Here is an 18298-nt window from a genome sequence, read left to right on the forward strand (position 1 = left end):
TCAATTCCCCGCAACGATGCTCATGACGGCCATGCGCACGGCAATACCGAAAGTGACCTGGGGCAGGATCACGGCCTGCGAACCGTCGGCAACGGCCGAGTGGATTTCGACACCGCGGTTCATCGGCCCCGGGTGCATGACGATGGCGTCCGGCTTGGCGCGCGCCAGTTTCTGCGGCGTCAGGCCGTAGTGACGGAAATACTCGCCGGCCGACGGCAGCAGGGCGCCGGTCATGCGCTCGTTCTGCAGGCGCAGCATGATCACCACGTCGCAATCCTTGAGGCCTTCTTCCATGTCGTGGAAGACCCGCACGCCGAGCTTGTCCATATATTTGGGGAGCAGCGTTTCCGGACCGATCGCACGCACTTCCGGCACACCGAGCGTGGTCAGGGCGTGGATGTCGGAGCGGGCGACGCGCGAGTGCAGGATGTCGCCGACGATGGCGACGCGCAGTTGCGTGAAGTCCTTCTTGTAATGGCGGATGGTGTACATGTCGAGCAGGCCCTGCGTCGGATGCGCATGCCGCCCGTCGCCGGCATTGACGACGTGGATGTCATCGCGCCCGACGCGCTGCAGGTGTTCGGCGATCAGGTAGGGCGCGCCGGAGGAGGCATGCCGTACGACGAACAGGTTGGCGTGCATCGCACACAGGTTGTCGATGGTGTCGAGCAGGGTCTCGCCCTTGCTCGCCGACGACTTGTTGATGTCGAGGTTGATGACGTCGGCGGACAGGCGCTTGGCGGCAATCTCGAAGGTGGTACGGGTACGCGTCGAGTTCTCGAAGAACAGGTTGAAGACGCTCTTGCCGCGCAGCAGCGGCACCTTCTTCACTTCACGCGCCGAAACTTCCATGAAGGATTCGGCGGTATCGAGAATCTGGGTGAGGATGGCCTTGGGCAGGCCCTCGATCGACAACAGATGGGCGAGCTCGCCGTTCTTGTTCAACTGCGGGTTATACATTTTCCAGCCTCCAGGCGAGTTGACCGCTGGCGTTGCGATCAAGAACCAGATTCTGACCATCCTGCAAAGTCACATCCCAGACACCCCAGGTCGGCGCCACCGGCAGTTCGCGGCCACCGCGGTCGGCGAGCACGGCGAGATCGATCGAAGCCGGACGACCGTAGTCGAACAGTTCGTTGATCGCGGCGCGCGTCGTACGTCCGGTGTAGAGCACGTCATCGACCAGGATCAGGTGACGACCTTCGACATCGAAGGGAATCAGCGTCGGTCGACACTGCGGATGCAGGCCTTTTTCGGCGAAGTCGTCGCGGTAGAAGGAAACGTCGATCATGCCGATTTCTTCCGGCAGGCCAAGCAGCTCCTTCAGGCGCTCGGCGATCCAGGCACCACCGCTGTAAATGCCGACCAGCGCCGGATTCTTGTGCAGTTGCGGCCGGATCAGCTCGGCCAGTTGGCGGCACTGCGCCTCGGCATCGGGCAGGGAATCAAGTTGTTGGGACATGCGGACTTTCAAACCAGGTTTGGAGAATGAGTTGGGCGGCCACCGCGTCGAGCAGCGGCTTGGCGGATTTGCTGTTGCGGCCGGTTTCGCGCAGGCGGGCTTCGGCATCGAGCGAAGTCAGGCGCTCGTCGGCAAAGCCGACCGGGATGTTGTAGCGACGTTTCAGGCGCTCGGCGAACTTGGTCGCCAGCCGGGTCATTTCGTGCGGCGTGCCGTCGGCATGGGTGGGCAGGCCGACCACCAACTGCTCAGGCTGCCATTCGGCAACCAGTTTGGCGATCGCGGCGAAGCGGTCGTCGTTCGATTCGGCATGGATGGTGGTCAGCGGATGCGCCGTACCGAGCAGGGTTTCGCCGGTCGCCACACCGATGCGCTTTTCACCGAAATCAAAGGCGAGGACAGTACCCACCTAGGCGTGCCCGGCCACGTCGGAGAGCTGCGTGAAGCTGATGCCCAGCTTCTGCATCGCCGCCGGCAGGCGCTCTTCCGGCGGCAGGTCGAACAGGATGCTGGCCTTGGCCGGCACGGTCAACCATGAATTCTGGGCCAATTCCGCCTCGAGCTGACCGGCATCCCAGCCGGCATAGCCGAGGGTGACGATGATCTCCGACGGCAGACCATCACTGGCCACTGCCGCCAGCACATCGCGCGAACTGGTCAGGCCGACTTCCTCATTGACCGCCAGCGTCGATTGCCACTGCCCGACCGGACGATGCAGCACGAAACCGCGATCGAGCTGCACTGGGCCACCGAAATAGACCGGCCGGCCGGCCATGTCGCCGGCGTCGAGCTTGATGTCGATTTTCTCGAACAACCCGGCCAGGTCCATGTCGATCGGTCGATTGACGATCACGCCCAGCGCCCCGTTCTCGTTGTGTTCGCAGATATAGACGAGGGCATGCGCGAAATACGGGTCTTCCAGCGCCGGCATGGCGATCAGGAAGTTGTCGGTCAGATTGATGCTGTTCATGGCTGGAATTTTAATGGAAAAACGCACCACCTGCCGGCCATGGCGTGTTTGCCGTTGAGCGATGCTCCTGTCACAAGCCTGTCATCAGCCGCACCGGATAATCCGGATATGGCATTGCCATTGCGCAAGTCACCTTAGGAGCATTTTTTAACCACCGAAGGCCCGCCCTGCGGGCCGTTCGGCTTTTCGATATTTCAGGGCAAATGATGAACAAGAAAATCAGCGTGCTGGCCGTTGCGGCAGCCTGCGGCCTGGCCGGCTGTTTCGACGACGGCGGCAGTTCCGGCGGGTCAGGCAAACTGCTCGACTCCGCCGTCGAAGGTGTTGCCTACTCGGCCAGCCCTTCCGGCAAATCCGGCACCACCGACAGCGCCGGCACCTTTTCCTGCAATCCGGGCGACCAGGTCAGTTTCCGGATCGGCGGCATCCTGCTTGGCAGCAGCGCTTGCAGCGCCACGGTGACGCCGCTCGAATTGGCCAATATTGCGGCGTGGACCGGTAGCGACGACAAGGTCAACAACCGCCTGCTCTTCCTGCAGTCGCTCGACGATGACGACAATCCGGCCAACGGCATCCGCATCACACCGGCAGTCGCCAGCGCCCTGGCCGGTGCCACGCTCGATTTCACGCTGAGCGCCAGTAACTTCGACAGCGCGCTGGGCGCTGCACTGCCGGCGCTCAGCGATGCCTTTGGCATTCATTACAACGACCGCACCCCGACCGATGCCCGGCGCACGCTGGCCAAGGATCACTTCGAAGGCAGCCTGGCCAGCGTTCTTGGCGAGACCGAAACCACCAAGCTGAGCCAGGCTTCGGCAGGCGGTGAAGTGGGAATCACCAAATACACCCTCGATGCCGACAGCGGCCTGTTCATCCCTTACGACGGCATCAATGTCGCTGCGGGCAAGGATTTCGCCAAAGGCTTCTTCCCTGCTGTCGGCTCCGGACTCGCCTTCAAAGGCACTGCCGCCAACGGTGATCTTGAGTTCTACGCGATTACCGACCGCGGCCCGAACGGTGACAGCCCGCTTGCACCGGTGCCGGGCAACACCGCCGTCAGCAGCATCAGCAAGATGTTCCCGGCGCCGTCCTTCACACCATCGATCGGCCTGATCTCGGTCGGCAAGAAAGGTGCCGTGATCAAGTCGCTGCTGCCCATCAAGTCCGATGCGACGAACAAGATCAGCGGCCGCCCGCTGCCCGCCGGCACGACCGGCAGCAGCGGTGAAATCCCGCTCACCGACGAACTCAAGTTCGACGTCGCCAAGGCCAATTTCGACAGTCATGGCCTCGACCCGGAAAGCCTGGTCTACGACGCGGCCAACAAGGTCTTCTGGACCTCCGATGAATACGGGCCGTTCATCGTCAAGATCGACGCCAAGACTGGCGTCATCCTCGCCAAATACCAGCCCGGCAGCGCTGCCGGCGACTTGCCGGAAGTCCTCAAGTACCGCCGCGCCAACCGCGGCATGGAAGGCCTGGCGATGAGCAGCAGCGGCATCCTGCACGGCTTCCTGCAAAGCCCGATCGACCCGTTCGACGCCAATGGCAAGTCGGTCGAGACCATCGATGCCTCCGACTTCGACCAGGACAGCAAGAACACCGACAAGGTCAAGCTCAAGGACTTCGCGCAGTTTGCCCGCTGGCTGGAATTCAACCCGACGACGGGCACATCGAAGCTCTACGCCTACCCGCTCAACTATCCGCTCAGCGCCAACGGTGAAAAATGGGACCGCAACCGCACCGGCAGCGCCAAGCTCGGCGACCTGCTCGCCTTGCCCAACGGCAAGTTCCTGGTCATCGAGCAGGGTGCCGACAGCACCGGCAAGGTCCGCAATTTCGTCATGCTGGTCGAAATCCCTAGCAACGTCACCGACATCGCCAGTGACGGCATCGAGCTGGAGAAGAACAGCATCGACGGCAGCACCGCCACGCCGCATCCGTGGTCTTCCGTCGTCAAGCTGAAGAAGACCGTACTGCTCGACCTCAACGCCCTCGGCTGGAGCGCCGAAAAGGCAGAAGGCCTGGCCCTGGTCAATGGCAACACCATCGCACTGATCAACGACAACGATTTCGGCCTGCGTACCATCCTGCTCGACAGTTCAGGCAAAGAAGTCGCCGGCGACATCACGTCCTGTACCGTCGACGTCAATGGCAGCATCGTAAACGACGGCAATTGCGCGGCCGGTGCGGTGAGCGGGCGCGTCACCCGCGGCAGCGACAGCGAGCGACCGACCCGCCTCTGGCTGTTCCGCCTGCCGCAGGCGCTGGGCAGCTATACCCTGCCCTGAGCGAAACAGCACCCCAGCAGGGCCGGAGCGATCCGGCCCTTTTGCGTTGACCGGGGCGACTGGAATTTCCAGTGCGAAACGGGTACAAGCAAAGCATGACTGCCACCAAAGCCCTCGTCTGGTTCCGCCGCGACCTGCGCGACCATGACCACGCCGCCCTTGCCGCGGCAATCCACGCCGCGCCGCAGGTTTATTGCGCCTTTGTTTTCGACAGCGAGATTCTCGATGCGCTGCCGACGCGCCAGGACAGGCGCGTCGATTTCATCCACGCCTCGCTGCTGGAGCTCGATGCTGCGCTGCGTGCCCGCGGCGGTGGGCTGATCGTCCGGCACGGCAAGGCGAGCGAAGAAATTCCGCGGCTCGCCGGTCAACTCGGCGTCACGGCCGTTTTTGCCAATCGCGATTACGAACCGGCTGCCAAGCAACGCGATGGCGCGGTCGCCGCCCGCCTGCAGACGCAGGGCATCGCCTTCCATGCCTGCAAGGACCAGGCGATCTTCGATGGCGACGAAGTGCTGACCCAGGCCGGCAAGCCGTTTTCAGTCTTCACCCCCTACAAGAATGCCTGGCTGAAACGCCTGACTGCGGCCGACCACGGCATTTTTGCCTGTGCCGGCGCGTTGACCGATAGCGGCCTGAGCGGCGTGCCGACCCTGGAGGAAATCGGTTTCACCGCGACCGACCTGGCCGCCGTCGGCATCCGCCCCGGCATGTCCGGCGCACAGGCGCTGTGGGATGATTTCCGCGCCGGCCGCATCACGCGCTATGGCACGCTGCGCGACTTCCCTGCCGTGAAAGGCGTGTCCTACCTGTCGGTCCACCTGCGTTTCGGCACCATTTCCATCCGCGAACTGGTGCGTACCGCACTCGCCCAGCAAGCCGATGTCTGGCTCAGCGAACTGATCTGGCGCGATTTCTATTTCATGATCCTCGACCGTTTTCCGCACGTCGTCGGCCACGCCTTCAAGCCGGCCTACGATGCCATCACCTGGGCCGACTGGCCGGCCGGTTTCGCCGCCTGGTGCGAAGGCCGGACCGGTTATCCGCTGGTCGATGCGGCGATGCGCCAGCTCAATTTCAGCGGCTGGATGCACAACCGCCTGCGCATGGTCGTCGCCTCGTTTTTGAGCAAGGATCTCGGCCTCGACTGGCGGCTCGGCGAGCGCTACTTCGCGGAAAAACTCAACGACTTCGACCTCTCGGCCAACAACGGCGGCTGGCAGTGGGCGGCGTCGAGCGGTTGCGACGCGCAGCCTTACTTCCGCATTTTCAATCCGGTGACCCAGTCGGAGAAATTCGACCCGGACGGCAAGTTCATCCGCCGCTATGTGCCGGAACTCGCCGCCGTCAGCAACAAATACATCCACGCCCCCTGGCTGATGGGGCGGCTCGAGCAGGAAAGCCAGGGGATGGTGATCGGTCGCGATTATCCGGCACCGATCGTCGATCACGCCCAAGCCAGGGAACAAACCCTGGCCCGTTACGCGATCGTCAAAACGTCGGTTTAAGCCTTGCCGGCGCTGACGTAGCCGGCGATCAGGCCGAGCAGTTCGTCTTCGTCGTAGGGCTTGCCGAGATAGTTGTTGGCGCCGATCGACTCGGCGTAATTGCGGTGCTTGTCGGCAGTCCGCGAGGTGATCATGATCACCGGCAGCTGCTTCAGGCGGTCGTCGGCGCGGATGTTGCGCAGCAGGTCGAAACCGTCCATGCGCGGCATCTCGATGTCGGACAGGATGACGTCCGGCAGCACGTCGATCAGTTGCTCGAGCGCATCGACGCCGTCCTTGGCGAGGACCACCTGGTAGCCTTCGCGATTGAGCAGACGGCTGGTGATCTTGCGCACGGTCAGCGAATCGTCGACCACCATGATGGTCGGCACGCGCTTCGCACCGGCTTCCGGCTCGGCCGCAACCGGCACGGTCGACTGTGCGCTGCTGGCAGTAACCAGACGGCTGGCCAGCGCCACCGGATTGAGGATGAGCACGACCTGGCCATCGGCCAGCACCGTCGCACCGGCAATACCGACGACACGGGCAAGCTGGCTGCCGATGTTCTTGACGACGACTTCCTGGTTGCCCTTCATTTCGTCGATCAGCACGGCAACGCGCTGCGTACCCGAGCGCAGCAGCAGCACCCAGTAGCGGCGGTGCGCTTCCGGCACCGCATCGGCATTGCCGAGCAGATGCGACAGGTAATGCAGCGGATAACGGTTGCCCTGCCATTCGGCAGCGCCCTTGTCGCGCAGGATGGCGAGCGCCTTGTCCTTGAGCTCCAGCACCTGTTCGATCATCGTCGACGGCACCGCATATTGCTGGGCGCCGGCGCGAACCAGCAGGGTTTGCGTTACGGCCAGCGTCAGCGGCAGGTAGAGGCGGAAAGTCGTGCCGACACCTGGCTGCGAGGAAATTTCGATCCGGCCGCCGAGTTCGCCGACTTCCGTCTTGACCACGTCCATGCCGACGCCGCGCCCGGAAACCTGGGTCAGTTCTTCCGCCGTCGAGAAACCGGGCTGGAAGATGAAATCGTACAAAGTTGTGTCGTCGACCGTCTGGCCGGGCTGGAGCAGGCCGAGCGCCTCGGCGCGGGCGCGGATGCGTGCGGCATCCAGACCCTTGCCGTCGTCGGCCATGGTCAGGATGATTTCATTGCCTTCCTGGGCCAGGGCGACGGTGATTTCACCGACGTCGGACTTGCCGGCGGCCTGGCGTGCTTCGAGCGACTCGACACCGTGCGTCACGGCGTTGCGCAGCATGTGCTCGAGCGGCGCCAGCATCTTGTCGAGCACCGAGCGGTCCATTTCAACCTGACCGCCGACGATGTCGAGATTGGCGCGCTTGCCGACGTCCTTCGCGGTCTGCCGCACGATGCGGTAGAGACGCTCGGTCTGGCTGGCGAACGGAATCATGCGCACGCCCATCAGTTCCTGTTGCAGGCTGCGGTTCAGACGTGACTGGGCAAGGATGGCGGCATTGGCGTCATCGAGGTTCTTGAGCAGATTCTGCTGCACGGTCGCGACGTCGTTGACCGACTCGGCCATGAAGCGGGTCAGTTCCTGGAAGCGCGTGAAGCGGTCGAGTTCGAGCGGATCGAACTGCGCCTCGCCTTCCGGCGTGCTGGCAACGCGCGCCTGGATCTGGCCTTCGGCCTGGATTTCGATTTCACGCAACTGACGACGCAGGCGGATGACGTTTTCGGTCAGTTCGAGCAGCGAGCCCTTCAGGCTGCGCATTTCGCCTTCGATCCGGGCACGGGCAATCGACAGCTCGCCGGCTTCGTTGACCAGGCGGTCAATCAGGTCGGCGCGCACGCGCAGCGTGGCACGCTGGCCATGCTCGTGCTCGGCGTCGGCCTCGGCGGCCGGCGCATGTACGGCGGCCGGATGCTGAACGATATCCGCCGTAGCGGTCGACGTCTCGGCAGCGGCAATTTCTTCGGGCGGACCGGAACGCAGCAACTCGACGGCCTGTTCCAGCGTGTCGCAGCCGTTCTCGATTTCATCGATGAAGGCCGACGACGGCTGGCCGGAACGCAGCAGATCCTGGAAGCGCGTTTCCAACAGGTGGGTCAGCTCGCCAAGATTCATCGCGCCGGCCATCCGCGCGTTGCCCTTGAAGGTGTGGAGCAGGCGGGCAATCGCATGCGGCGGCGCCTCGGCGGCCGGTTCGGCACGCCAGGCACGCAGCTGGCTGGTCAGGTCACGCAGTTGGTCGGCCGCCTCTTCGAGGAAGATGGGGAGCAATTGCTCGTCCAGCTCGTCGGTGAGTTGCGGCAGTTCACGTACCGGCGCTTCCGGCAGGGCTTCGACCGGCTCGGCCACGGCATGCAGCGGAATGATTTCGGCACTGACCGGTGCAACCGGCTCGGGGGCTTCTTCAACGGCCGGGGCCGGCTGGAAAATCTCGTCCAGCGCCGCAATCAGTTGCGGTTGCTCGGCCGGCGGCAGCTGATCGGCCAGCGCGACGAACATTTCTTCGAGCGTGATGATGCTCTGGCGTACGGTTTCCAGACCTTCGATGCTGGCCGGATGGGCCGAACCGTCGCGCCGCAGCAGGGCGTGTTCGAGCGCAATCGACAGGTGATGCAGCGGCATCAGGCCGACCGTGGCGGCGATGCCGCCCAGCGTGTGCGCGGCGCGCGTCATCTCGAAGGTGGTCGGCCCGGCAGGCGCCGCCTCAAGCTGGGCGTAGCTGTCGAGCAGGGTCTGCAGATGGCCGCGCGCTTCTTCGCGGAAGATGTCGTAGAGCGTCGGCGAACTCGGGGTGGCAGACGGAATTGCCTCATTTTCCGGCGTTGACCGTGGCGCCTCGTCGAGCAGCATTTCTTCGGCGTCGGAGAAGATGATCTCTTCTTCCGGCGCGACGATTTCTTCGACGTCCCCGATTTCTTCGGCTTCGGCCGCGGCCGGCGCCTCTTCCAGCGCAGGCATGTCCGACAGTTCGGGAATTTCGGATAGATCGATGACGTCCGGTGCCGCTTCGTCCATGTCGAGCAGCGGCAGGTCGAGCACGACGGACAGCGGGTCTTCCTCGACTTCCGGCAAAGGCATCGCGATCAGCGTGCTGACAAATTGCTCATCCAGATCGGGCTCGGGCTGTGCAACGACCTCAGGCTCAGCCTCAGCCGCTGGCGCTGCCAGCGGAGCGACTTCCGGCAGGGTTTCAACACCACGCAAGCGAATCGCCTGTGCGACCAGCTCACTCGGGTCAGGCGCCAGGCCATCGCCGCTTTCCAGGTGCTTGACCCACTCGGCGAACAGCGCATGAGCGTTGGCAATCATGGCCAGCAGTTCCGGACTGGCAGCCAGATCCTGGCGCAGCCACAGATTGAGCGTCTGTTCGAGCTCCCAGGCGGTTTCGCCCAGATCGCGCAAGCCGACCATGCGGCCGCTGCCCTTCAGGGTGTGCACCGAACGGCGGATGGTGGTCAGGGCCTCGTCGTTATGCGGCTCGGCAGCGAGCAAGGCAGACTGCTCGCTGATCGTTGCCAGCACTTCGCCGGCTTCTTCGAGGAAGATCGCCAGCAGTTCGGCGTCGATTTCTTCGTGACTCGACTGGGCGAGCAGCAAGGTCGCGGCCGACGGCTGCGGCGCTTCGGTCAACTGCGGTTTGAGGCCGGAAAGCGCGGCATCGACATCGACGCTGGCGACATCGCCGCTCTGCAGAGCTTCCAGCGCCGCCTTGGCGGTTTCGCCGAGGGCATGGTCGGCGACCAGGTCGGCGTCCTTCTGGATGGACTGCAGATTCTGCTTGAGTTCGGCCTGCAGGCGACTGTCTTCCGGTGCATCCTTGAGGGCTTCGACCAGGGCGTGCGTTTCGCGGGCCTGCTGGGCGAGCTGGGTTTCGACGCTGGGCGCCGAAATAGTCTCGGGAACAAGATCGCTGTCCTCATCGCGCACCGGCTCTTCGCCCTGCAGACGCCGGACAAACGACTCGAAATCCTTTTCGCCGCTGGGCAAGGCATCGACAAAGAAGCCGAGTTGCGACAACTGCTGGGCCACCGCCTCGAAGTCATCCGCCTGCGGCGTGTAGTCAGGCTCCGCAAAGCGCTGGATGCGTTCGCCACAATCCTTCAGGCTGGCGGCGGCGCCCATGTGACCAAGCATCGCCAGTGCGCCACCGATCTGCTTGATCTGGCCATTCAGGCCGGACAGGTCGTGGGCCTTGGCCGGATCACGGAAGAAGGCATCGAGCGCCTGCTCAACCTGCGCCAGATTGTTCTGGATCTCGCGCGCGACCTGACTGATCAGGAGCTTTTCCTGGGCGCGCCGGGTCATCTCGTCAAGCAGCGGAATTTCCTCGTCGGCCGCCGCCGGACGGCCGGCGATGCAGGCATAAAGGCGGGCAACCATGAGGTCGACCTGCTGCGCGAAATCGGTACCCAGACGCTTGAAGTTTTCCTGCGCGTTCTGCAGCAGCAGGATCGCTGTCGCGACTTCCATCGCAACGGTATCGGAATAACGCCCGGATTCTTCCTGCAGCCAGTTGGCAATCGCGGCCAGACCCTGGCCAAGCCGCTTGAGATCGGTCAAGCCGATTTCTTCGGTGAGCACGGCGATGTTGCGGGCGTGTTCGGCAAAGCCTGGCAGACTGGCCGTTCCACCGGTACATACCTTGTTCCAGAGTTCTTCCGTGGTCGCCAGGATTTCGCGCAGACGACGCAGGACGGCATCGCGCGGTTGCTGGCTGGCATCGGCGACAACCGGCGGCACCAGGGCCGGCAGTTCAAAGATGCTTTGCACTTGGGCGATCAGCGGCTTGAGGTCAGCCGGCGCCTGGGCGACGTGATAAAGCGCCTCGCGCATCAGGCGCTCGGCAACATTGCTGGAGCCTTCCAGCAGGCGGCGGATCTGCAGGTCGATGCGCGAACTGACCTGATTGATGCCGGCGGTACCGCTGACCCCCGGATCGGCCAGCGCTTCGACAAAAGCCTGCGCCGCCCACCAGAAGGAACGGGCAGCGGGCGTATCCTGGGTTGCCTCGATACGGGCCAGCGCATCGAGCATCAACTGGCGACCAGCCTCGGCCTCAGCCGGTTTGGTCAACCATCTGAGCAAGCCCTTTTCGTAACGCATGCGCTCAGCCTTGAGCACGCGCTGCAGCACTTCCGGGCTGAGCGGCGCAACGGCTTCGGCACGTTTGGGCGGACGCAACGAAAGATCGGGGAAAAACAGGTCGCTCGGCTGCGCACGCACCGAGCCGCGCAGACCGGCCAGCGCCAGATGGGCCGGCAGCAGGCGCAGCGGCTGGTTCGGCTCGCCGGCCATCAATTCGTCGAGATACTGGCGAATCGCCAGCATCGCCTGACGCAGGACGGGCACCACCTCGCCGTCGGCCGACAGGTTGCCTTCTTCGAGGGCCAGCAATGCAGCCTCGAGCGACTCGGTGATCTGCGTCACCCCATCCAGACCGACGATGGCCAGGGCACCGTGCACCTGGTGCACATGCGTGCGGCAGAACTTGAACTGGGTGTTATCCGCAACCGATTCGTACTGGGTCAGCGCCTCTTCGGCACGCTCCAGCGCCAGATCGATCTCGCTCTTGACCCAGGTCAGTGGGGCCAAATCAAATTCAGTTGCGGCGCTCATAATCTCTCGTGATCGATTTCGGTCAGTCCACCTTGAAGCCGGCAACCGAACCCTTCAGTTCGGAAGCCAGGGCGGTCAGCTCATCCACCGCCTCGGCCGTACGCTGCGTACCGGCCGTCGTCTGCTCGGTTACGCGCAGAATGTCCTGCATCAGCGTTGCCACCTGGGTGGCGGAGTCGGCCTGGGCCTGCGTCGAGGTCGAAATGTTCTGAATCAGGTCGGCCAGATCGCGCGACACCTGCGAAATTTCGGTCAGTGCCTGACCGGCGGCGTCGGACAGCTTGGCGCCCTCGACCACACCCTGCGTCGATTGTTCCATCGCGGACACGGCATCCTGCGTATCGGTCTGAATGGTCTTCACGATCGCACCGATCTGCTTGGTTGCTTCGGCCGAACGTTCGGCCAGTCGCTGCACCTCTTCCGCAACCACGGTAAAGCCGCGCCCGGCGTCACCGGCCGACGCGGCCTGGATGGCGGCGTTCAAAGCCAGCACGTTGGTCTGTTCGGTAATGTCGGAAATCAGTTCCACGATTTCGCCAATTTCCTGCGAGCTTTCGCCGAGGCGCTTGATGCGCTTCGAGGTTTCCTGAATCTGGTTGCGAATTTCGTTCATGCCCTTGATCGAGTCATGCACGGCCTGCGTACCCTTTTCAGCAGCCATCAGCGACTGGCGCGCCACCTGGGCCGACTGCGTTGCATCGCCCGACACCTGGTTCATCGAACGCGCCATGGCCAGCGCGGACTGGCCGACTTCCTGAATTTCGCTCGATTGACGTTCGGCAGCGGTGAGCAGCTCGGCGGAGGTCAGACGGGCGATTTCGGTCGCCGCCGTCACCCGGTTCGCCGCGTCATTGATCCGGCCGACCAGCACGCGCAGTTCTTCAATCGTGTAGTTGATCGAGTCGGCAATGGCGCCGGTAATGTTTTCGCTCACCGTCGCGGTCACCGTCAGGTCGCCGTCGGCGAGGTCGCCCAGTTCGTTCATCAGGCGCAGAATGGCGTCCTGGTTCTCGCGATTGGTCATTTCCGAAGCCTGACGCTGATGTTCGGCTTCGAGCGCGCGGCGGCCGGTATCTTCGAGATAGATCTTGGCAAGCAGGGCCAGCGCACCCAGCGCCAGCAGGGTCATGACAATCACCAGGAAGATGTACAGGCCACGTTCCGACAGCGTCGCCTGATAGCCGAGCGCCAGATCATCGGTTGCCTTCAGCAGGTCCTCACTCTCGCGGAAGATGCGTGCGCCGGCCTGCTTGGAAAGCACCAGCGGCTGCATGTTGCCGAGAATGTTGCCAATCGCCGACTGGTATTCCTTGAAGGCGACATCCAGATCGGCCAGCTTTTCCTTGCTCGCGGCATCGTTGCTGGCGGTCAGGCGCAGCATTTCATTGCCCTTGCTCAAGCCGACCAGCAAGTCGCGGAAGCCGTTGGTGTCCTTGCCGAGCAGGAAGGCCACTTCAGGGTTGATTTCGTCACCGACCAGCAGCGCCGAAGCATTCTTGGCGATCCGCTGCGTCAACATCACCAGCTGGTTGGCGGCGGCGATTTCCCGCGCCGAACCGCCCGACTGCAGCTTCAGGGCGGCCAGCTGTTCGGTCAACTCGAGCATCACGGCATTTTTGTTGTCGATGGTGGCAACGTTCTTGCCGAGCTCGACCAAGGTCTTCTCCTGGGCAACCACGGTCATCGCATCCTTGTCGGTCATCGCCCAACGCTCAGTCAGCGCGGCCAACTGGGTGGAAACCTCACCCGGCGAAGCCGGCACGTCGACACCGCCCACTTCACCACCGTTGCTCAGACGATCAAGCAGCAGGGCGAAGGTATCGCGCGACTCCTTGAGCTGCTTGAAAGCCACCTGGTTACCCTGCAGGGCCAGCGAGGATGCTTTCGCGAGACGTTGCGACAGCATGCGCATTTCGCCGGATGCCGCGATATACGCGGTACCGTTGGTCGATTCGCGATTGTCGTGGAAGACCAGGGCAGCAATCAGCACGAAGAGGGTGACGAAGACGCCGCCCAGGATCTTCATTTGCTGGATCACCGGCTGTTGCGCGAGAAACTCCGGCAACAGCGACTTCCCGGCAGATGCGGCCGCACCTTCTGTCATGCCGGTCAAGACCGTCATTGGTGCAGACGGCTTGGCACCAGCGCCGAATTTAGGAAGTTTGAAGCTGAAAGCCATGGAATTCCTCCGCTAGGGGTTCGGGGCACTCCCCGATCAAGCCCCGATATTCATGAAATCTTGGTCGACCAGCAGATCACGCACGGAAAGCTTGTGCCAGACCTTGCCCTGACGATCGGTATAGGACGCAGCAGCCCAGCCCGGCAATTTGCCGCCAGCCGGCGCCGGGGTGAAATCTTCCGGATTCTTCAGACCAAGCATGCGCGAAACGAGCAGCGCCGCATTCGAGCCATGCTTGACGCCGACCAGCAGCAAACGCGTGCTGGCGTTTTGCGGCGTCGGTTGACCGCCACAAAACAATGAAAAATCGGTCACGGCATGCAGGTTGCCGCGAATATTCGCGATGCCGGCAAACCATGGCCGGGCCAGCGGCACGCTGGTCAGCTGTGGCGCCTGGACGATTTCGCCGCTATCGGAAAGATCGACCAGCCAGGAATCTTCACCGGCCTGGATACCCAGCCACGAAGCGCCCCCCTTGCCCAGCGCCGCTGTTTTCAGACGCCCGGCGAGGTAGGCCTGAAAATCGCGAAGACTTGTTTTTTTGGCCATACAGATCAGGGAATGGCGGCGACGCGCTGCAACAGTTCTTCCGGATTGAGCGGCTTGACGAGATAGTCGACGGCGCCCTGACGCAAGCCCCAGATCTTGTCGGTTTCCTGCCCCTTCGAGGTGCACACGATGACCGGAATCCCCTTGGTCTCTTCGTCGCGCGTCAGCGTACGGGTCGCCTGGTAGCCATTGAGGCCGGGCATCACGACATCCATCAGGATCAGGTCGGGCTTGCCGGCCTTGGCCTTGGCAATGCCTTCTTCACCGTTCTCGGCGGTGCTTACCTGGTAACCGGCCTTGGTCAGCAGATCGACGACAAAAAAACGTTCGGTTGGGGAATCGTCGACAACGAGGATGTTCTTGACGGGCATCTTTGCTCCCTGGACTACTGGTTGGTTTCTGTTTCGGCCGGCAGCGCAAAGGTGGCGACCGTTTGCAGCAGGCTGTCTTTGGTAAATGGTTTGGTCAGATACTGGTCGGAGCCGACCATGCGCCCGCGCGCCCGGTCAAACAGGCCGTCCTTGGAGGACAGCATGATCACCGGCGTACTTTTGAAGCGGGCATTTTTCTTGATCAGCGAACAGGTTTGATAACCGTCAAGGCGCGGCATCATGATGTCGCAGAAGATCACGTTGGGCTGATGATCGGCAATCTTGGCCAGGGCATCGAAGCCATCTTCAGCCAGGACGACCTGACAGCCGGCCTGGACGAGAAAAATCTCGGCACTGCGCCGTATCGTATTGCTGTCGTCAATGACCATAACCCTGACGCCACGCAGTCTGGACAAATCAGCCAATTCCCGCTCCCCCGGCCCCTTGTTGGGTACTTTCGCTATCGCTGCATCATACTACGGAAGTCGCAATTCGCCATCATCCTGAAAACACTGTTACGGCTTGCCACGGGCAAAGGCGATCGACCCAAGATTCGGATAAAATCGCGGCCATCTTACCCAATCCCCTTCGCGCCCGCCAAGGGCACGAGATTTCATGACTTCCACCCCGGTTTCACCCAGCCTGCCCCAGGTTCTTGTCTTTGCCGCCAGCGATCCCTCTTCCGGCGCCGGCATCCAGGCCGACCTGCTCACCCTCGCCAGCCTCGGCTGCCATCCGCTGACCGCCCTGACCGCCCTCACCGTGCAGGACACGACCGGCGTGCAGAGTGTGCACCCGGTCGCCGCCGACCTGCTCGAACAACAGGCACGCACCGTACTCGAAGACATGCCGGTGCATGCCTTCAAGATCGGCGTGCTGGGCAGTGTCGAGAATGTCGTTGCCGTTGCCGAAATCCTTTCCGACTATCCGGAAATCCCGCTCGTCTTCGACCCGGTGCTCGCTTCGGGCCGCGGCGACGAACTGTCCGGCGAGGAAATCATCGGTGCGATGCGCGAACTGCTGTTGCCGCAGACCACGCTGCTCACCCCCAATGCGCCGGAAGCCCGCCGCCTGGCCGAAAGCGATGAAGACGAAGAAGAACCCTCGATCGAGGTCTGCGCCAAGCGCCTGATCGAGATGGGCGCGCAATATGTATTGATCACCGGCACGCACGAAAATACGGCACAGGTCATCAACACCTTGTACGGCCCGGACGGCGTCATTCGCCGCGACGAGTGGGAGCGCCTACCGGGCAGTTACCACGGCTCGGGCTGCACGCTGGCCTCGGCGATTGCCGGCTGCATTGCCGGCGGCGCCAGCATCGAGGATGCCGTGCGCGACGCCCAGGACTACACCTGGCAGACGCTGAAGAACGGTTTCCGCGGCGGCATGGGCCAGTTCATTCCCGACCGCTTCTTCTGGGCGCGCGGCGGCGAAGAATCGGCCGAGCCGACAACCGGATCAGATGAGCCCAAAGCCGATGCATAAGCTGCGCGGCCTCTACGCGATCACGCCCGAACAGCCCGACGGCGCCGGCCTGTTGCGCGACGTCGAGGCGGCGCTGGCCGGCGGCTGCCGCATCGTGCAGTACCGCGACAAGATTTCGGCCATGCCCGAGCAGGTCGCCCGCGCCCACGCGCTGCGCGCCCTGACCCGGCGCTTCGACGCTTGCCTGCTGATCAACGACGACCTGGCACTGACTCGCCTGGTTGACGCCGACGGCACTCATCTCGGCAGCGATGACGGCAATCTGGCGGCGGCACGTGCCATCCTCGGCCCGGAAAAAATCCTCGGCGCCTCCTGCTATGCCGACTTCAGCGCCGCGCAATCTGCCGCCGCGGCCGGCGCCGACTATATCGCCTTCGGCGCCGTCTATCCGTCGCCGACCAAGCCGCTCGCCGCGCGCGCTACGGTCGACCTGTTTTTGCAGGCAAAAACGGCGTTGACCGTGCCGACCTGCGCCATCGGCGGCATCACGCTGGCCAATGCCGCGCCGCTCATCGCGGCCGGCGCTGACCTGCTCGCCGTCATCACCGACCTGTTCAACGCGCCGGACATCGCTGCCCGTGCCGCCGCCTATCAACGCCTATTCGAGGAAGCCCAGTCATGACCTCACGCAACCAGCAATTGTTCGAACGTGCCCAGAAACACATTCCCGGCGGCGTCAATTCGCCGGTACGCGCCTTCCGCTCGGTCGGCGGCACGCCGCTGTTCTTCCAGAAGGGCGTCGGCCCACGCGTCCAGGATGCCGACGGCAAGTGGTACACCGATTACGTCGGCTCGTGGGGCCCGATGATTCTCGGCCACGCCCATCCCGACGTAATCGCCGCCGTCCAGGCCGCCGTTGTCGACGGCCTGTCTTTCGGTGCGCCGACCGAACGCGAAGTCGATATCGCCGACCTGCTCTGCGAACTCGTTCCGTCGATGGAAATGGTCCGCCTGGTTTCCTCCGGCACCGAGGCGACGATGAGCGCCATCCGTCTGGCGCGCGGCTATACCGGGCGCGACCTGCTGGTCAAATTCGAAGGCTGCTACCACGGCCATTCCGACTCGCTGCTGGTCAAGGCCGGCTCGGGCGCACTGACCTTCGGCAACCCGTCCTCGAGCGGCGTGCCGGCCGGCACCGTCGCCACCACCCTGGTCCTGCCCTACAACGATCCGCAGGCGCTGGTCGAGGCCTTCAAGACCTACGGCGACCAGATCGCCACGGTGATCGTCGAGCCGGTGGTCGGCAACATGAACCTGATCGCACCGACGCCGGAATTCCTCAAGGCAATGCGCGAGCTGACGACGCAGTACGGCGCCGTGCTGATTTTCGACGAAGTGATGACCGGCTTCCGCGTCGGCCTGAAGAGCGCCCAGGGCCTGTTCGGCATCACGCCCGACCTGTCGACCTTCGGCAAGGTGGTCGGCGGCGGCATGCCGCTCGGCGCCTTCGGCGGCAAACGCGAAATCATGGAAAAGATCGCCCCACTCGGCCCGGTCTATCAGGCCGGCACGCTGTCCGGCAACCCGATCGCCACCGCGGCCGGCCTCGCTACGCTCAAGCTGGTCCAGGAAAAAGGCTTTTACGAAGCGTTGACCGTAAAGACCAAGGCGCTATGCGACGGACTGGTTGCTGCCGCGAAAAAGCATGGCATCGCTTTCAGCGCGCAGAACGTCGGTGGCATGTTCGGCCTCTATTTCGCCGAAAAATGCCCGGGCACCTACGACGAAGTGCTGGCCTGCGACAAGGAAGCCTTTAACCGCTTCTTCCACGCCATGCTCGAGGCCGGACATTACTTCGCACCGTCGGCCTTCGAAGCCGGCTTCGTCTCGGCGGCACACAGCGATGCCGACATCGCCGCGACGATCGCCGCGGCCGACGCCTGGTTTGCCACGCAAGCCTGAGA

At 63.4% G+C, this 18298-nt stretch carries 14 protein-coding genes; 5 read left to right on the forward strand and 9 right to left on the reverse strand.

The annotated features are described in order from the left end of the window. From KIG99_RS08630 to KIG99_RS08645, 4 genes are read right to left on the reverse strand one after another with little or no spacing between them, the layout of a single operon-like run. A complete protein-coding gene (locus tag KIG99_RS08630; protein WP_226459794.1) occupies positions 1-960 on the reverse strand; it encodes an aspartate carbamoyltransferase catalytic subunit in 960 nt (319 codons plus the stop codon). After that, positions 953-1462 (reverse strand): bifunctional pyr operon transcriptional regulator/uracil phosphoribosyltransferase PyrR, encoded by a 510-nt coding sequence (gene pyrR / locus KIG99_RS08635; protein ID WP_226459795.1) that lies wholly within the window; start codon positions 1460-1462, stop codon positions 953-955. The genes KIG99_RS08630 and pyrR overlap by 8 nt, the downstream gene beginning before the upstream one ends. Further along, positions 1446-1871 (reverse strand): Holliday junction resolvase RuvX, encoded by a 426-nt coding sequence (ruvX, locus tag KIG99_RS08640; RefSeq protein WP_226441505.1) that lies wholly within the window; start codon positions 1869-1871, stop codon positions 1446-1448. The genes pyrR and ruvX overlap by 17 nt, the downstream gene beginning before the upstream one ends. After that, positions 1872-2432, reverse strand: coding sequence for a YqgE/AlgH family protein (locus tag KIG99_RS08645; RefSeq protein WP_226459796.1), 561 nt, complete (start codon positions 2430-2432; stop codon positions 1872-1874). Between the two features lie 203 nt (positions 2433-2635). Here KIG99_RS08645 and KIG99_RS08650 point away from each other — a divergent pair, with 203 nt between their 5' ends. Further along, positions 2636-4723: an esterase-like activity of phytase family protein gene (locus KIG99_RS08650; protein ID WP_226459797.1), complete on the forward strand. Its 2088-nt coding sequence runs from the start codon at positions 2636-2638 to the stop codon at positions 4721-4723. 95 nt (positions 4724-4818) lie between these two features. Continuing rightward, positions 4819-6231: a cryptochrome/photolyase family protein gene (locus KIG99_RS08655; protein WP_226459798.1), complete on the forward strand. Its 1413-nt coding sequence runs from the start codon at positions 4819-4821 to the stop codon at positions 6229-6231. Here the strand turns inward: KIG99_RS08655 and KIG99_RS08660 are convergent. The 5 genes from KIG99_RS08660 to KIG99_RS08680 are packed head-to-tail and all read right to left on the reverse strand — an operon-like array spanning position 6228 to position 15295. After that, complete coding sequence (locus tag KIG99_RS08660; RefSeq protein WP_226459799.1) at positions 6228-11807, reverse strand: hybrid sensor histidine kinase/response regulator; 5580 nt, start codon at positions 11805-11807, stop codon at positions 6228-6230. The genes KIG99_RS08655 and KIG99_RS08660 overlap by 4 nt on opposite strands. Positions 11808-11829: 22 nt before the next feature. Then, positions 11830-13986 carry a methyl-accepting chemotaxis protein gene (locus KIG99_RS08665; RefSeq protein ID WP_226459800.1) on the reverse strand — a complete coding sequence of 719 codons (2157 nt, stop codon included), beginning with the start codon at positions 13984-13986 and terminating at the stop codon, positions 11830-11832. Between the two features lie 36 nt (positions 13987-14022). Further along, positions 14023-14535 (reverse strand): chemotaxis protein CheW, encoded by a 513-nt coding sequence (locus KIG99_RS08670; RefSeq protein WP_226459801.1) that lies wholly within the window; start codon positions 14533-14535, stop codon positions 14023-14025. Between the two features lie 5 nt (positions 14536-14540). Next, positions 14541-14906: a response regulator transcription factor gene (locus KIG99_RS08675; RefSeq protein ID WP_226441512.1), complete on the reverse strand. Its 366-nt coding sequence runs from the start codon at positions 14904-14906 to the stop codon at positions 14541-14543. 14 nt (positions 14907-14920) lie between these two features. Then, positions 14921-15295 carry a response regulator gene (locus KIG99_RS08680; protein WP_226461803.1) on the reverse strand — a complete coding sequence of 125 codons (375 nt, stop codon included), beginning with the start codon at positions 15293-15295 and terminating at the stop codon, positions 14921-14923. A 226-nt stretch (positions 15296-15521) separates the two neighbouring features. On the opposite strand from KIG99_RS08680, the gene thiD reads away from it, so the two are divergent. The 3 genes from thiD to hemL are packed head-to-tail and all read left to right on the forward strand — an operon-like array spanning position 15522 to position 18296. Further along, positions 15522-16394: a bifunctional hydroxymethylpyrimidine kinase/phosphomethylpyrimidine kinase gene (gene thiD / locus KIG99_RS08685; RefSeq protein ID WP_226459802.1), complete on the forward strand. Its 873-nt coding sequence runs from the start codon at positions 15522-15524 to the stop codon at positions 16392-16394. After that, a complete protein-coding gene (gene thiE, locus KIG99_RS08690) occupies positions 16387-17016 on the forward strand; it encodes a thiamine phosphate synthase (RefSeq protein WP_226459803.1) in 630 nt (209 codons plus the stop codon). Before thiD ends, thiE begins: the two co-directional genes overlap by 8 nt. After that, entirely contained in the window at positions 17013-18296 is a 1284-nt protein-coding gene (gene hemL, locus KIG99_RS08695) for a glutamate-1-semialdehyde 2,1-aminomutase (RefSeq protein WP_226459804.1), read from the forward strand. The genes thiE and hemL overlap by 4 nt, the downstream gene beginning before the upstream one ends. Positions 18297-18298 lie beyond the last annotated feature (2 nt).

It is taken from the genome of Quatrionicoccus australiensis (assembly GCF_020510425.1).
Taxonomy (GTDB): domain Bacteria; phylum Pseudomonadota; class Gammaproteobacteria; order Burkholderiales; family Rhodocyclaceae; genus Azonexus; species Azonexus australiensis_A.